11 protein-coding genes are annotated in these 14,447 nt (G+C 56.0%); 5 read left to right on the top strand and 6 right to left on the bottom strand.

Annotation, left to right across the window (positions count from 1 at the left end):
• Positions 1–1,152 (top strand): acyl-CoA dehydrogenase family protein, encoded by a 1,152-nt coding sequence (locus tag ACN0RL_RS07305; RefSeq protein ID WP_417515212.1) that lies wholly within the window; start codon positions 1–3, stop codon positions 1,150–1,152.
• 18 nt (positions 1,153–1,170) lie between these two features.
• Complete coding sequence (locus tag ACN0RL_RS07300; RefSeq protein ID WP_417515210.1) at positions 1,171–2,352, top strand: thiolase family protein; 1,182 nt, start codon at positions 1,171–1,173, stop codon at positions 2,350–2,352.
• 5 nt (positions 2,353–2,357) lie between these two features.
• Here ACN0RL_RS07300 and ACN0RL_RS07295 read toward each other — a convergent pair whose 3' ends face one another.
• Genes ACN0RL_RS07295 through ilvG form a run of 3 tightly spaced genes read right to left on the bottom strand, consistent with a single transcriptional unit; the run spans position 2,358 to position 5,570 of the window.
• Entirely contained in the window at positions 2,358–3,557 is a 1,200-nt protein-coding gene (locus ACN0RL_RS07295; RefSeq protein ID WP_417515208.1) for an MFS transporter, read from the bottom strand.
• 31 nt (positions 3,558–3,588) lie between these two features.
• Entirely contained in the window at positions 3,589–3,873 is a 285-nt protein-coding gene (locus ACN0RL_RS07290; RefSeq protein ID WP_417515206.1) for an ACT domain-containing protein, read from the bottom strand.
• Complete coding sequence (gene ilvG, locus ACN0RL_RS07285; RefSeq protein ID WP_417515204.1) at positions 3,870–5,570, bottom strand: acetolactate synthase 2 catalytic subunit; 1,701 nt, start codon at positions 5,568–5,570, stop codon at positions 3,870–3,872. The genes ACN0RL_RS07290 and ilvG overlap by 4 nt, the downstream gene beginning before the upstream one ends.
• A gap of 334 nt (positions 5,571–5,904) precedes the next feature.
• Here ilvG and ACN0RL_RS07280 point away from each other — a divergent pair, with 334 nt between their 5' ends.
• Together ACN0RL_RS07280 and ACN0RL_RS07275 are read left to right on the top strand one after the other, a co-directional pair.
• Complete coding sequence (locus ACN0RL_RS07280; RefSeq protein WP_417515202.1) at positions 5,905–6,987, top strand: efflux RND transporter periplasmic adaptor subunit; 1,083 nt, start codon at positions 5,905–5,907, stop codon at positions 6,985–6,987.
• Positions 6,988–6,992: 5 nt separating this feature from the next.
• Positions 6,993–10,073, top strand: a complete 3,081-nt coding sequence (locus ACN0RL_RS07275; RefSeq protein WP_417515200.1) for an efflux RND transporter permease subunit — start codon at positions 6,993–6,995, stop codon at positions 10,071–10,073.
• A 29-nt stretch (positions 10,074–10,102) separates the two neighbouring features.
• On the opposite strand, the gene ACN0RL_RS07270 is transcribed toward ACN0RL_RS07275, so the two are convergent.
• Together ACN0RL_RS07270 and djlA are read right to left on the bottom strand one after the other, a co-directional pair.
• A complete protein-coding gene (locus ACN0RL_RS07270; protein WP_417515198.1) occupies positions 10,103–11,554 on the bottom strand; it encodes an amidase in 1,452 nt (483 codons plus the stop codon).
• Positions 11,554–12,330, bottom strand: coding sequence for a co-chaperone DjlA (djlA, locus tag ACN0RL_RS07265; protein WP_417515196.1), 777 nt, complete (start codon positions 12,328–12,330; stop codon positions 11,554–11,556). The genes ACN0RL_RS07270 and djlA overlap by 1 nt, the downstream gene beginning before the upstream one ends.
• Before the next feature lie 142 nt (positions 12,331–12,472).
• Between djlA and alkB the strand changes: the two genes are divergently transcribed.
• Entirely contained in the window at positions 12,473–13,123 is a 651-nt protein-coding gene (alkB, locus tag ACN0RL_RS07260) for a DNA oxidative demethylase AlkB (protein WP_417515194.1), read from the top strand.
• Positions 13,124–13,134: 11 nt separating this feature from the next.
• Here the strand turns inward: alkB and ACN0RL_RS07255 are convergent, their stop codons facing one another.
• Positions 13,135–14,415 carry an MgtC/SapB family protein gene (locus ACN0RL_RS07255; protein WP_417515192.1) on the bottom strand — a complete coding sequence of 427 codons (1,281 nt, stop codon included), beginning with the start codon at positions 14,413–14,415 and terminating at the stop codon, positions 13,135–13,137.
• Positions 14,416–14,447: the final 32 nt, after the last annotated feature.

Here is a 14,447-nt window from a genome sequence, read left to right as displayed (position 1 = left end):
ATGACTAACTCTGGGGATCAAGAAGAGCTCGCATTGTTCCGGGCGTCTGTCATAAAGGCTTTGGAAACCGAAATTGCACCGCATTACGAAGCCTGGGAAAAGTCCGGCCTGGTACCGCGTGAACTCTGGAACACACTCGGCGATGCAGGGATGTTGTGCGTTGATGTATCAGAGGATTGTGGCGGCTGTGGCGCGCCGTTCCAGTACTCCGTGGTTGTAGGCGAAGAGCTGGCGCGCATGGGATTTGGTGCGCTTTCAACCAATGTGATGGTGCATTCAGACATAGTGGCTCCATACATCAGCCACCTGTGTAACGATGCTCAGAAGCAGCAGTGGCTGCCTAAAATGGTGTCTGGTGAAGCAGTTGGCGCCATTGCGATGACTGAGCCGGGTGCCGGCAGTGATTTACAGGCGATGCGTACCAGCGCAGTGCGAGACGGCGACGACTATATCCTTAACGGCTCCAAAACCTTCATTACCAATGGCCAGCATGCCGATATGGTGATCGTTGCCGCGAAAACGGATCCTTCAGCTGGCGCCAAAGGCATAAGCCTGTTTCTGGTTGATACCAAACTGGCGGGATATAGCAAAGGGCGCAATCTCGACAAGATAGGTCAGCACAGTGGTGATACCTCCGAGCTTTTCTTTTCAGATATGCGTGTTCCGGCATCAGCTCTGATAGGCGAAGAAGGCAAAGGTTTTGTTTATCTGATGCAGGAGTTGCCCCGGGAGCGACTGGTTATCGGCGCTCTGGGCGTAGCAGCTGCCAGAGGTTCTCTGGACCTCACCATAGCCTACGCCCAAGAGCGGATGTTGTTTGGGCAGAAACTGGCGCAGCTCCAGAATACCCGTTTCGAAATCGCCCGTATGGAAACGGATTACCAGGTTAACAAAGCGTTTGTGGCCCAGTGCATAAGCCAGTACGAGGCCGGCGAACTGGATGCGCCTACCGCGTCCATGGCCAAATACAGCGCAACCGAAATGCAGTGTCGTGTGGCCGATGGTTGCCTGCAACTGTTTGGCGGTTATGGCTACACCACGGAATATCCGATTTCCCGTGCGTTTATGGATGCCCGTGTTCAACGTATTTATGGCGGCACGTCGGAAGTCATGAAAGAAATCATCGCCCGCTCCGTTCTGGGACGAGTCTGAAATCAGTGAGGTTTGAATATGAGCGATAACAGCGTTGTAATTGCGGGTTCTGCTCGTACGCCCATGGGCGGCATGATGGGATCTTTGAGTTCCGTGCGCTCCCCGGACCTTGGTGCCGTGGCTATCAAAGCGGCCATTGAACGCAGTGGCTTGCAGCCTGCCGACATCCAGGAAGTGGTCATGGGTTGCGTGTTACCGGCCGGGCTGGGCCAGGCGCCGGCACGTCAGGCTTCCCGCGCTTCCGGTATTCCGGACAGCTCCGGCTGCACCACCGTGAACAAAATGTGCGGTTCCGGAATGCAGGCAGTGATCATGGCCCATGACCAGATCAAGGCAGGCACCAACAACATCATGATTGCCGGTGGCATGGAGAACATGAGCCAGGCACCTTATCTGTTACCTAAAGCCCGCAGCGGCATGCGCATGGGCCACGGGCAGGTGATGGACAGTATGTTTCTTGACGGCCTGGAAGATGCCTACGAAGGTGGTCTGATGGGCGGATTTGCCCAGCGCTCTGCCGATGACTACAAGATCACCCGTGAGGCCATGGACGAGTTCGCCATTGGTTCACTGAACAAGGCACTGGCAGCGATCGAGAACGGTTGGTGCGCGCCTGAAATTGCGGCCGTTAGCGTTCCCGGACGTGGTGGCGATACCCTGGTGGACACCGATGAACAGCCGGGTAATGCGCGCCCCGAAAAGATCCCCAAGCTGAAACCGGCCTTTAAAAAAGATGGCACGGTTACCGCAGCAAACTCCAGCTCCATCAGTGACGGTGCATCAGCACTGGTTCTGGCGTCTGCTGAGGAAGCAAAAGCCCGCGGTTTGAACGTTCAGGCGAAGATTGTCGCCCACGCTACTCATGCCCAGTTGCCGGCCGAGTTCACTCTGGCACCCATTGGTGCAATCGAGAAGGTGCTGAAAAAGGCAGGATGGAGCAAGGACGATGTGGATCTCTATGAGATTAACGAAGCCTTTGCGGTTGTTTCACTGCTGGCGATCAACGAGCTGGGACTGGATGCCGAGAAGGTGAACGTCTACGGCGGTGCCTGTGCCTTGGGCCACCCCATCGGTTCATCTGGCTCGCGCATCATCGTAACGCTCCTCAATGCGTTGAAGCAGAAAGGGCTGAAGCGAGGCGTTGCTTCTCTGTGCATTGGTGGTGGTGAGGCTACCGCGGTTGCTGTTGAGTTAATCTGACGCGGTCAGCATTGGCGCTGGCTCTGGCATTTCTGATGGTTGAGCCGGCGCATTGACCAGAGTCCCAGAACAGGGCCGGGCAGAAGCCAGAGTGTTACCCAAGCGCCATAGGATTCCCAAAGATTGCTGGTGATCCAGATTGCCGGGATGGTCAGCGCAAAACCTATGGCGTTCATTACCGCCAGTGATGCACCAACGTATTCTCTGGGTGCGGCAGAAGCCGCCAGCGCGGAAAACTGGGGTGAGTCGGCAATGACAGCGATACCCCACAGCATCAGCAGAATCAGCAAAGCCTCGGGTTGTGCCCAGACAATAAAAGGGTAAATCAGGCATATTATTCCCGATATAGCCAGAGCCCGGTTTGCGACCCATTTGCTTCCAAGCCTTTGACTGAGCCAGCCGCCTCCCACGCAACCGAAAAAACCCACTGCGATCACGGTGAACGAAAGCAGAGGGATCAATTCCGGTGCGGCCTGCATTCGAAGAACTTCTCTTGTGATCAGCAGCGGTGTCAGTGTCCAGAAAGCATAAAGCTCCCAGCAATGGCCGAAGTAACCACCGGCCACCGCTTGAAACTTTGGTGACCCTAGCCCGGCCAGACCGGCTCGCAACCGGGTTTTTGCCGCCGTCATGGGCAGGTGGGGGCCATCCCCTAAAATCAGAATCAGCGCTCCTCCGACAAGAGCCAGTGCAGACGAACCCAGTAACGGCCATTGCCAGGGCAGCCCCGGTGTTATGCCTCGCAACAAGTGGGGCATAGCGGTACCAAGGGTAAGCATGCCGACCAGCCAGGCCAATGCAGTGCCGGTGTGTTTGGGCGTCCAGCCAATGACCAGCTTCATTCCCAACGGGTATATTCCGGCAAGGCAAAGGCCCGTAAGAAAGCGCATTAAAAGATCAAACGGCGGGGAAGACGCTGATAATACAAAGCCGGCGTTCATGAGGGCGCCAAGCAGACTGGAGCATGCAAAAATGTAGCTGGCCCGGTAACGGTCGGCCAGCCCCGAAATGGCAATGCCCAGAGTGCCAACGATGAAGCCTGCCTGCACTGTGAGTGTGAGGTAGCCGAGATCTGATTCAGAAAGCCCCAGCTCTCTGGATAGAGACAGCCAGACACCGTTTATACTGAACCACAGCGAAGTGCCACAGAGCTGCGCAAGGACAATAACGAACAAAGGATGGCGCTGCGAGGTGGTGCGGAGCATCACAACATTTCCTTGTTCTCGTCCTGGCCTGTCAGGCTGTGCGGCCTGCTGCAGGTACTATGGCTGGAGTGGTCAGTATAACCTCTGCCACAGTGTGCAGCTTTTCCAGCTGAGATTGAAGCATGGCCACAGATCGGGCGCCCTGTATTGTCAGGGCTATATCCAGGGCACCGTCTTCTGCTTCTACTGCCATTTTTGCAATCCGGAACCCGCGAATGCGCACCACCTGGCAAAGGCGCTCAAGCGCGGCTGCTTCGTGGTTCATCCGGCAGGTAATTGTATAGCTGGGCGATATACTGCTGCTGTCAGTGATCATGCAACTCTCTCCTTTTTATCCGCGGCGGAGCGGCGGGCCTCATCAATCATCTCTTTATTACTTCCACCCGGCTTTACAATCGGCCAGACGTTTTCTTCCCGGGCTATGGCGACGTGCAATAGCATCGGGCCGTTATAGGCGAGTATGGTTTCAATCCCCCGGCGAATCTGGTCGGTGCGGTCAATTTTCAGGGCAGGAATGTCGAACGCCCGGGCCATGGCGACAAAATCCGGATTGTCGTCGAGGTTAATCTGGCTTTCCCGGTTGTTGTAGAACAGTTCCTGTTGCTGGCGCACCATGCCCAGGCACTGGTTATCCATGATGATCAGCTTCACTGGCAGGTTATACCGGCGAATGGTGGCCAACTCCTGCGCGTTCATCATGAATGAGCCGTCGCCGGTCACGTTCAGAACGGTGCTTTGGCGGTCGGCGAACTGGGCGCCGATAGCCGCGGGCAAACCAAAACCCATGGTGCCGAGGCCACCGCTGGTGAGGTGATGGCGTGGGTGATCAAACTGGTAGTGCTGGGCAACCCACATCTGATGCTGGCCAACGTCACACGCAATAATCGTGTCATCCGGGGCAACCCGGGAAAGCTGGCGGATGAACGCGGGGCCAGTAATGGGGGCCAGCGGCTCTTCATTATCTGCTGCCGGAAAGCCTCCTGTTGTGCGCCATGTCTGGCATTGTTTCCGCCAGTCGTTGATGGCCAGTGGTGTTTCTCGGAGCGCCCCTGTCAACTCGCCGAGAATGGCGTTGAGATCACCGCGAATCGCGAGTTCCGCGCTTCGGAGTTTGTTGATTTCGGCGGCGTCAGCGTCAATGTGAATCAGGCGCGCGTTGGGCGCGAAGCTATCCAGCTTGCCTGTGGCGCGGTCGTCAAGGCGAGCACCGATAACCAGCAAAAGGTCACACTCATCCACAGCCCGGTTGGCTGCGCGGGAGCCGTGCATGCCCAGCATGCCAAGGTTGTGAGCGCTGTATTTACCGGGATTCCCGATACCCTTGAGGGTCACAACTGCTGGCAGTTCCGAGCATTCCGCAAACTTACGAAAGCTGTCTTCTGCGTGTGCCAGGCTGATGCCTCCGCCGCTGTAAAGCAGGGGTTTCCGGGCAGCGCGCAACAAGGCTATCGTGCTTGCCAGGTCCGGGCATGCGATCTGTGGTTGCGCAGGCGCGGTGATGGGAGCGGTGGTGGCTTCTGTCAGCAGCACATCCTTGGGAATATCAATCCACACAGGGCCGGGTCGTCCGCCTTGGGCGAGTTGCATGGCCTCTTCAAGAATGCCAGGCAGTTCATCTGCACTCTCAACCAGATAACTGTGTTTTACGATGCCCAGGGTCATGCCCAGAACATCGGTTTCCTGAAAGGCATCCGTGCCGATCAGGGCCGAGGGAACCTGGCCGGTAATAACCAGCATGGGAATGGAATCCCGGTGTGCGTTGGCAACGCCGGTAATCAGGTTGGTCGCCCCGGGGCCTGAGGTGGCAATGCAAACTCCCAGCTTGCCGCTGGCGCGGGCGTAGCCGTCGGCTGCCAGGGCACAACCTTGTTCGTGACGGCAAAGCACATGTTCCACACCAACGTCATCCACCAGAGCATCGTATAGCGGCATGATGCAGCCACCGGGGTAACCGAAAACCGTCTGGATGTTGTGGCGGTGGAACGCTTCGAGAATGTGCTGTGCGCCGTTCATTGTGGTTTTTCCTGTTTTTTCTTCCGCAAAAAAGAAACCCCCGGGACCTTGCGGTGCCGGGGGTTTCTGGTGTTTTGTCAGGCTTGTCTTTATCTCACCCGTTTATCCACGCAAAATCCCCCGGAAGGTATCACTACCACGAGGACTAGCATTGCAAGGACGATCACGGAATTGAGGTTCATAAAACGGACAATTTGCTCTGAATTCGTACAAAGTTTATGTGTAGAATCTACCCCACGCTTTAAACCGGTTGCAACCGTTTAATCCTTTTATTTTTCAGACAACGTCACTTTTCGATTTGTAGTCCATCGAATTCAGGGTGTTTAGGTATCTCATGAGCAAAGCAAAATGGAGTTCGCTGGGTCTGTCTGTGGTGGTCGTGATCGCTCTGGTTATCTGGATGGCAACGGGTGATATCAAGGTTTCGAGTACCAAAGCACCGGATGAACAGGAAGCTGAGCAACAGGAGCGCACACGGGTTCAGGTTACAACGCTCAACACACGGCTATACGAGCCCGGCCTTTTGCTCCAGGGCCAGCTTGAGCCATGGAATGCGGTAAATGTGAGCGCCCGGGTCGCGGGAACAGTCGAAAGCATTGGAGCGAATCTCGGTGATTCGGTAAAAGCCGGGCAAGTGCTTTTAACTTTGTCTGAAGATGGCCGGGGTGCGGGGGTCGATCGTTGGCAGGCAAGAGCCAGGAAACTGGAAGCAGACCTGGCGGCAGTGCGAAAACTGGGTGCCAAGAACCTGGCGTCGCAATCAGAAATCCTCACTGTAGAAAGCGAACTGGCGGCGGCCCGTGCGGAATTGAAGAGTGCTCAGCTTGCGGTGTCTCACCTCAGGCCCACAGCGCCGTTTGATGGGGTGATTAACTACAAAAACGTTGAGGCCGGCAGCCTGGTCGAGGTTGGCTCTCCCTTGTACGAACTGGTTCGAATAGACCGGTTGAAGGCCAAAGGACAGGTGCCGCAGCAATCCGTTGCGCAAGTGTCACCGGGCCAGAAGGTGCGAGTGCGCCCTCTGGACGGGGATGCACTTGACGGCATAGTCACTTTTGTCGCCAGTGCCGCGAACCCCGACACCCGCAGTTTTGCAGTTGAGATCGCTGTTGAAAACCCGGACCAAAAACGCATTGCAGGTGGCAGCGCCAACCTTCGTGTTGCTCTGGCTGATGTACATGCCCTATTTATTTCTCCTGCCTATTTGTCTCTGGGGGACGATGGTCGACCCGGTGTGAAATACGTCAATGAACAAAATCAGGTTGTTTTTCGCAAGGTGAAGTTGCTCAACGTATCCACTGAGGGTGCCTGGGTTACAGGCTTACCCGATGAAATTCGCCTGATCACCCGTGGTGGGGGCTTTGTCAGTGAAGGCGAGTACGTTGAGCCTGTTGACGCCTCTGATGAGCGGGGCTGAGCAGGATGCGCACACTCATTTTCGCTGCCATAGACCGCAGCCGCACCACGCTACTGACCCTGTTGTTTTTGATTCTGGGTGGTATAGCGGCTTTTCAGACAATCCCCAGAGAAGCAAACCCCGACGTCACCATCCCCATGATCTATATCTCCATGACCCTGGAAGGTATAAGCCCGGAAGATGCTGAGCGGCTGCTGGTTCGCCCCATGGAGCAGGAGCTGCGCTCGCTTGAGGGAATCAAGGAAATGCGTGGTACAGCTTCGGAGGGACATGCCTCGGTGATGCTGGAGTTTGATGCCGGTTTTGATCCGGACGCTGCCCTGCAGGACGTTCGGGAAAAAGTTGATACTGCGCGCAGCAAACTCCCACAGGAAGCCGACGAGCCACGAGTGAACGAAATAAACGTGTCTCTGTTCCCTGTACTTTCCATTGGCCTTTCAGGGCCTTTGTCCGAACGGGAACTTATAACCATTGCCCGGGGACTCCAGGATGCCATTGAGGCGATTCCCGAGGTATTGGAAGTCGAGATTGGCGGCGACAGGGAAGATCTTCTGGAAATTGTTGTGGACCCCCAGGTGTTGGAAGGCTACGGAATAGACTTCGACCAGCTCAGCTCTCTGGTTACACGCAATAACCAGCTGGTGGCAGCCGGATCTCTCGACACCGGGAATGGCCGCATGACGCTCAAAGTGCCCGGGGTTATCGAGAACATCGAAGACGTCATGTCCATGCCGATCAAGGTTGATGGCGATACAGTGGTGACCTTTGGTGACGTGGCCATGCTCCAGCGCACCTTCAAGGATCCGACAGGATTTGCGCGCATCAATGGAGAGCCGGCGCTGGTTCTGGAAGTCTCCAAACGTACGGGTGCAAACATTATCGAAACCGTGGGGCAGGTGCGTGAGCTGATTGCCCAGGCGCAGCCACAATTGCCCGACGCGCTGGATGTTCGCTACATCATGGATCAGTCCGACGAAGTCCGTGACATGTTGAGTGATCTGCTCAACAACGTGCTGACCGCTATCGTGCTGGTCATTATCGTGATAATTGCCGCCATGGGCCCGCGATCCGCCATGCTGGTGGGCCTGACCATCCCTGGCGCCTTCCTCACCGGCATTCTTGTTATCTGGATGATGGGACTCACCCTCAACATCGTCGTACTGTTCAGTCTCATTTTAGTCGCCGGGATGCTGGTTGATGGGGCCATTGTGGTATCGGAACTGGCAGACCGTAACCTTTCTGACGGGCAAACGGTGGCAGACGCCTGGGCGGAGGCGGCCAGCCGCATGGCATGGCCGATTATTGCGTCAACGGCGACTACGCTGGCGGTGTTCGTGCCCCTTCTGTTCTGGCCCGGTGTTGTAGGCGAGTTCATGAAGTTCCTCCCCATCACCGTAATTATATGCCTGGTCGCATCTTTGGCTATGGCCCTGGTTTTTTTGCCTGTTCTGGGTGGTGTAAGCGGCGGCCGTCGTGCCCGTGAGGTCAGCGAAAGCGGACGAATGATGCAAGGGTATCGCCGACTGCTTTCCAGTCTTCTGTCCTATCCCGGCTATACACTTGTGGGAGTGCTGGCAGTAGTCGTTTTGGTCTATGTGGCCTATAGCAAGTTCAACTATGGCATCGAATTTTTCCCCAGTGTAGAACCGGATTCGGCCCAGGTGCAGGTTCGTGCACGGGGTGATCTTTCGGTTATGGAGCGGGATGCCATTGTGCGGCAGGTAGAGGGTCGTTTGCAGGGGATGCCTGAGGTTAAAGCGGTTTATGCTCGCTCAATGCTGAATGCCAGCACGCAGATGGCACCTGATGTGATCGGAGTGCTTCAGTTTCAGTTTACTGACTGGTTTACCCGTCGCCCGGCCAGTGCCATTCTCGATGATTTTCTCGCCCGTACCGAGGATATTCCGGGTATTGAACTTGAGTTCCGGAAGCAGGAAGACGGCCCTGCCGGTGGCAAGCCGATTGAGTTGCAGATCAGCAGTCGCGAGAGCAGCAAGCTTAATGGCTATGTGGATCAGATCGAAGACCAGATGCGCGCGCAAGGCGGCTTTCTGGATATTGAGGATGATCGCAGCCTGCCAGGCATTGAGTGGCGCCTGGAAGTAGACCGTGAAGCTGCTGCACGTTTTGGAACAGACGTACTAAGCATTGGCAGTGCTGTTCGCCTGGTCACCAATGGCCTGGTGCTGGCGACCTATCGACCTGAAGATGTACGTGACGAAGTGGATATTGCCGTGCGGGTTCCAAACAACTGGCGTGAGCTGGATCACCTGCAGCGCCAGACGATCAACACATCGCGCGGGCAGGTGCCGCTTTCGCAGTTTCTTGATCTGCAACCGGGCAACAAGACCGGCAGCATTGCCCGGGTGGACGGACAGCGAACCGTAACCATCAAATCGGACATCCAGCCTGGTGAACAGGTGGATAGTCTGCTGAAAGCGCTACAAGCTGAGCTCCCGGAAACGCCTGAGGGGGTGACTGTAAAGTTTGCCGGCGAAAACGAAGATCAACAGCAGGCCTCCAATTTTCTGGTAACTGCGTTTCTGGTGGCGATTGCCATGATGCTGCTTATTCTGGTGACTCAGTTCAATTCTCTGTACCAGAGCTTTCTGATTCTTTCAGCGATTGTGCTGTCCACTGCCGGAGTTCTCCTGGGGCTGCTGTTGAACGGCCAGTCGTTTGGCATTGTTATGGTGGGGATGGGCATTATTGCGCTGGCGGGAATTGTAGTGAACAACAACATCATTCTGATTGACACTTATAACCAGATGAAAACAGAAGGAATGACAGCCTACGAAGCGGCACTGGAAACCGGTTGCCTGCGCTTGCGCCCAGTGCTTCTGACCGCCATCACTACCGTGCTGGGGTTGATGCCCATGGTGCTCAGTGTCAACGTAGATTTGCTTACGCCATCGCTCGGGTTCGGAGCGCCATCCACACAATGGTGGGCGCAGCTCTCCAGTGCCATTGCCGGCGGGCTGGCCTTTGCCACGGTACTGACACTGCTTTTAACACCGGCCATGCTGGTACTTGGAGACAAGGTCGGGCAAAAGGTAAGGAGGCGTCTGAGCGTAAACGCCTCATGACCAGGCTGCTTGAAGCGTTGTTCTGGGAATTAACGCTGATCGCAGATCAAGGGCCAGGGGTTATCGGCCTCAAGCCCGAACGCGACCTCGAGGAGTGTGCGGTCATCGCCGTGACGACCCATAAACTGCACTGAAACCGGCAGGTTCTCCGATGTCAGGGCCGCGGGGAGCGAAATGGCGGGCGCGCCGGTAACGTTGGCCAGGGGCGTAAAGTTAACGTAGCAGGTAAGCCGGTCGAACAAGGTGTCAAAAGGCAGGTTCGGACTGAGGTGCCCTAGCCTGGGCGTGGTATGGCCGAGCACCGGCGTCAGTACGGCATCGAAACCTGTCATTGCCTTAGCGTAGTCGAATCGGGCGCGGCGCAGGCGCCACAGAACTGCTGGCATGCGCCAGAAACCTCTCCGGAACATCTCGTCCAGTCCCTGGGTGAGGCCGTCTACCTTGTGCTTGTCAAAATCGGGATGAGTCAGCTTGCGACCATTCAGCTTCATGCCGAAAGCCAACATGGCCCAGTACAGGGCAAAATCTTCGGGGAATGTTGAGTTTACAGGCACGGGCACAGGCTCAATGTAATGGCCCTGGGCTTCCAGTCGTCTGGCGGTTGCCTCGACGGCTTTACGGGTAATGTCGTCCGTTTTATGGCCATTGATGGAATCCAGAACCAGGCCAATTCTCAGTCGCTTTTCAGATGGGCTATCAACCTTGCCGACATGGGGCAACCTGGTGTTCCGGAAGTATCGCTCCGCCTGGTAAATAAAGTTGGCGGTATCCCGCACCGAGCGGGTAACCACGCCGTCACTGAGAATATTGATGGGCAGGGATTTAGCAGCGTCGTTGTCGATAACACGCCCGCAGGACGGCTTCAGGCCCACGAGCCCGCAACAGGCCGCTGGAATTCGTATGGAGCCGCCGCCATCATTGGCGTGGGCAATGGGAACCGCACCGCTTGCCACCAACGCGGCCGAGCCGCCGGATGATGCTCCGGTGGAGTAAGCAAGGTTCCAGGGGTTGCGGGTGGGTTCACCCTGAGCAGGCTCTGTTGAAGCGTTAAACCCGAACTCTGGCATTGCGCTTTTGCCCAGGCAAAGAAACCCCTGCGCGAGTATCTGTTGTGCGAAAGCGCTGGTCCTTTTAACGGGGTGGCCGGCAGGCACAGCTTCTGATCCCATACGTGTGGCCATTCCGGCCACATCCGTGTTGTCTTTGATAAAGGTCGGTACGCCAGTAAAAAAGGGAGCCTCTGCCAGGTTGTTATCTTTGTCCAGCGTTGCCGCTGCCACTAGCATCTGCTCATAGCGTTCAGTCACAACAGCGTGAATCAGCGGTTCAACTTTGCGCAACCGGTCGATGGCCGCCTGTGTGAGCTCAGTAACCGATACGTCGCGGCTACGGATACGTTCGGCAAGGGCGGTGCCGTCGTCGGTGCCAAGGGCATCGTCGGTAAACACGTTGGCAATTTGATGGGAGGCAGACGACGACATCAGGCGCTGTTTTTCCGGGATTCCTTGATGACATCGTAGGCGTGGGTTATTTCCTGGGTGCGCTCTTCTGCCATTTCCCGCATGCTTTCCGGAAGACCTCTCCCTGCAAGCTTGTCAGGATGGTTCTCGCTCATCAGCTTGCGATAGACCTTTTTCAGCTCCGCATCACTGATGGAGGGAGAAACCCCCATAACCTTGTAGGCGTCGTCTGTTTGTTGGGCAGTGGATCGTTGGCCACCAGCCTGGCCGGCGTGCGCGCCGCGCAACATGGCCTCCAGTTGATCAACCTGACTTTCAGGCAAACCCAGACCACGGGCGATACGCACCAGCATTTCGTGCTCGGCCGGATGAACTACGCCGTCCGCTGCGACCGCTGAAACCTGAACTTGCAGAAACATCTGCAGAAAGGCTGGTTGGCGCCCGCTGATGCGAATGAAGTGCGCCAGCTCTGCATCCAGGTCGAAACCCTCGGCTTTACCACGGCTGAACGCGGCCTTGGCAGTTTCTTTTTGGGCTTCATTCAGGCGAAAACGGACAAACATCGTTTCAGCCATCTGGATTTCATCTTTCGAGACAACGCCATCGGCTTTGCAAAGGGCGCCCATAACCGCAAATACAGATTCAATAAAGCCGGACTGAATGTTCTGAAGCTTGCCGATCAGGCGGCTCTTTGCGCGATTGAGCAAAAAAGCACCGAGAGCGGCCCCCACCAGGAAACCGGGGAACTTGCCAAAGGCATAGCCAATCAAACCACCAATGATCATTGCGAACAGCATCAAAACGTCCTTACCGGATAATGGATCAGACTACAGAATATACGTGTTTTTCAGTGAATCTTCATGAACAGGCTTTCATTCGGGCTATCTGTTTTGTGGAAGCCTGGGAGTCGACCCGTTTTTCATGTTAAAAATACCGTATATGACCCCCGATCTGTTTGCTGACCAGCCCGCTGAACCAACAACCGAAATCTTGTCGGAGGGTGCGCTTTTGCTAAGGCAATTTGCAACGGCAAAAGCGCAGGACCTTCTGAGTGAGATTCGCCAGATAACCGCAGCTGCTCCGATGAGGCATATGAAAACGCCCGGTGGCCATACTATGTCTGTTGCTATGAGTTGCTGCGGAAGCTGGGGTTGGGTAACCGATACGCGAGGGTATCGCTATCAGGCTGAAGATCCATGCTCCGGTGCGCCCTGGCCCGCGATGCCATCCATTTTTGCCGATCTGGCGAGGTCGGCCGCATGTGCAGCGGGGTACCCGGATTTCACCCCGAATGCCTGCCTTATCAACTGTTATGAGCCCGGCGCAAAAATGGGGCTGCATCAGGATAAAGATGAGCGGGATCTCTCGCAGCCCATTGTGTCTGTATCCCTCGGATTGCCTCAGGTGTTTCAGTTCGGCGGGCTGACGCGGAGCGAGCGACCAATAAAGATTCCTCTTGGGCATGGCGATGTGGTGGTCTGGGGTGGGCCTTCACGGTTACGTTACCACGGGGTGCTTACGTTAAAGGCTGGAGCGCACTCTCTGACCGGACCCCGCCGCTACAACCTGACGTTCCGTTGCGCCCGCTGACGGTTGCGTGGCTATTGAAGCCAGGCCACAAGAAGCCCCGCGCCCAGTGATATCAGCATAGGGCCCGCCACATAGAGCCCAGTCTGCCGGTTGCCGATTACCCAGGCCATGCCGGACTTGATCAGGTTGTTGGTGGCGGCCGCTATAACGATGCCCATAACGGCAGCATCCATTGCCAGACCATTGTTGGACATACGGGTAAGCGAAAGGGTAATCGCATCAACGTCTGCAATGCCCGATGTCGCTGCCAGCATATAGATACCGGTATCCCCCAGCCAGTTTTGCAGGAAGTCGCCCAGAAGCAGGATAACGGTTAGCAGAATACCGAAGACCAGAGCCGATTTCATATCCAGCGGGTTCTGGTTAAGCGTCGGTTGGCTGACCGGATTTGTTCCGGAGTTCCTGCGCCAGATAGCGATTGCCGGCACATAAAGCAGCACTGTCATCACAATCACAGGCCAGATCAGGCTCTGCAGCAACTCACGGTTGATCACGAAACAGTACACCAGAATACGCGGGAACATAGTGCCACAGGCAATCAGAATGCCGGTGGCAAACTGTGCATTCAGGCCGGGATGCCGTTTGGCCTGGCGGGCAAAATGCAGAGTCAGTGCGGTGGATGAGCTGAGACCCGCGAACAGACTGGTGAAGAGAATGCCCTTGCTGGTGCCCGCCAACCGCATGGCGAAATAGCCCACGAAGGAGATGGATGCAATCATCACCACCATCCACCAGATTTCCCGGGGGTTGAGCACGCCACCCGGGCCCATTGGTTCATTGGGCAGTAAAGGCAGCATCACTACGGAAATAACAAGCAGCTTGAGCCCGGCATCCAGTTCGTGAGCTTTGAGTTTGTTCACCCAGCCGTGAATTTCTTCCTTGTTGTCGAGAATAATCGCGGTGATGACAGCAGCAGTGATCGCTATTACAGGGTCTACAGCTACAGCAATGGCGCCGAAGCAAAACGTCAGCACCATGCCAACCATTCCGGTGATACTGAAATTGCGGATGTGATCGAGCCGCTCACTGTAAGCCACGATTGCCATGGCAACCACGCTCACCAGAAGAACAGGAAAAGCCCACACTGTGATTTCCTGTGCCAGGACAACAGAAATGCCGCCAAGAAGGCCAATAAGGGAAAAGGTGCGGATGCCGGCAATGCGTTCGCCGGATTTCTGCTCGCGGGCATCCCAGCCCCGTTCCAGACCTATGATGGCGCCAAGCAGCAGTGCGACGGCAAGATTCAGAGTGGTTTGATTGGCTGCCAGAAACTGGGATGCAACATCGTCCATGAACGGCGGTAGCTCCTTTTGATGATCGTCGT

Origin of the sequence: Marinobacter sp. (assembly GCF_048259445.1) — a bacterium.
GTDB lineage: Bacteria > Pseudomonadota > Gammaproteobacteria > Pseudomonadales > Oleiphilaceae > Marinobacter.
This window is presented reverse-complemented; position numbering and strand designations above follow the sequence as displayed.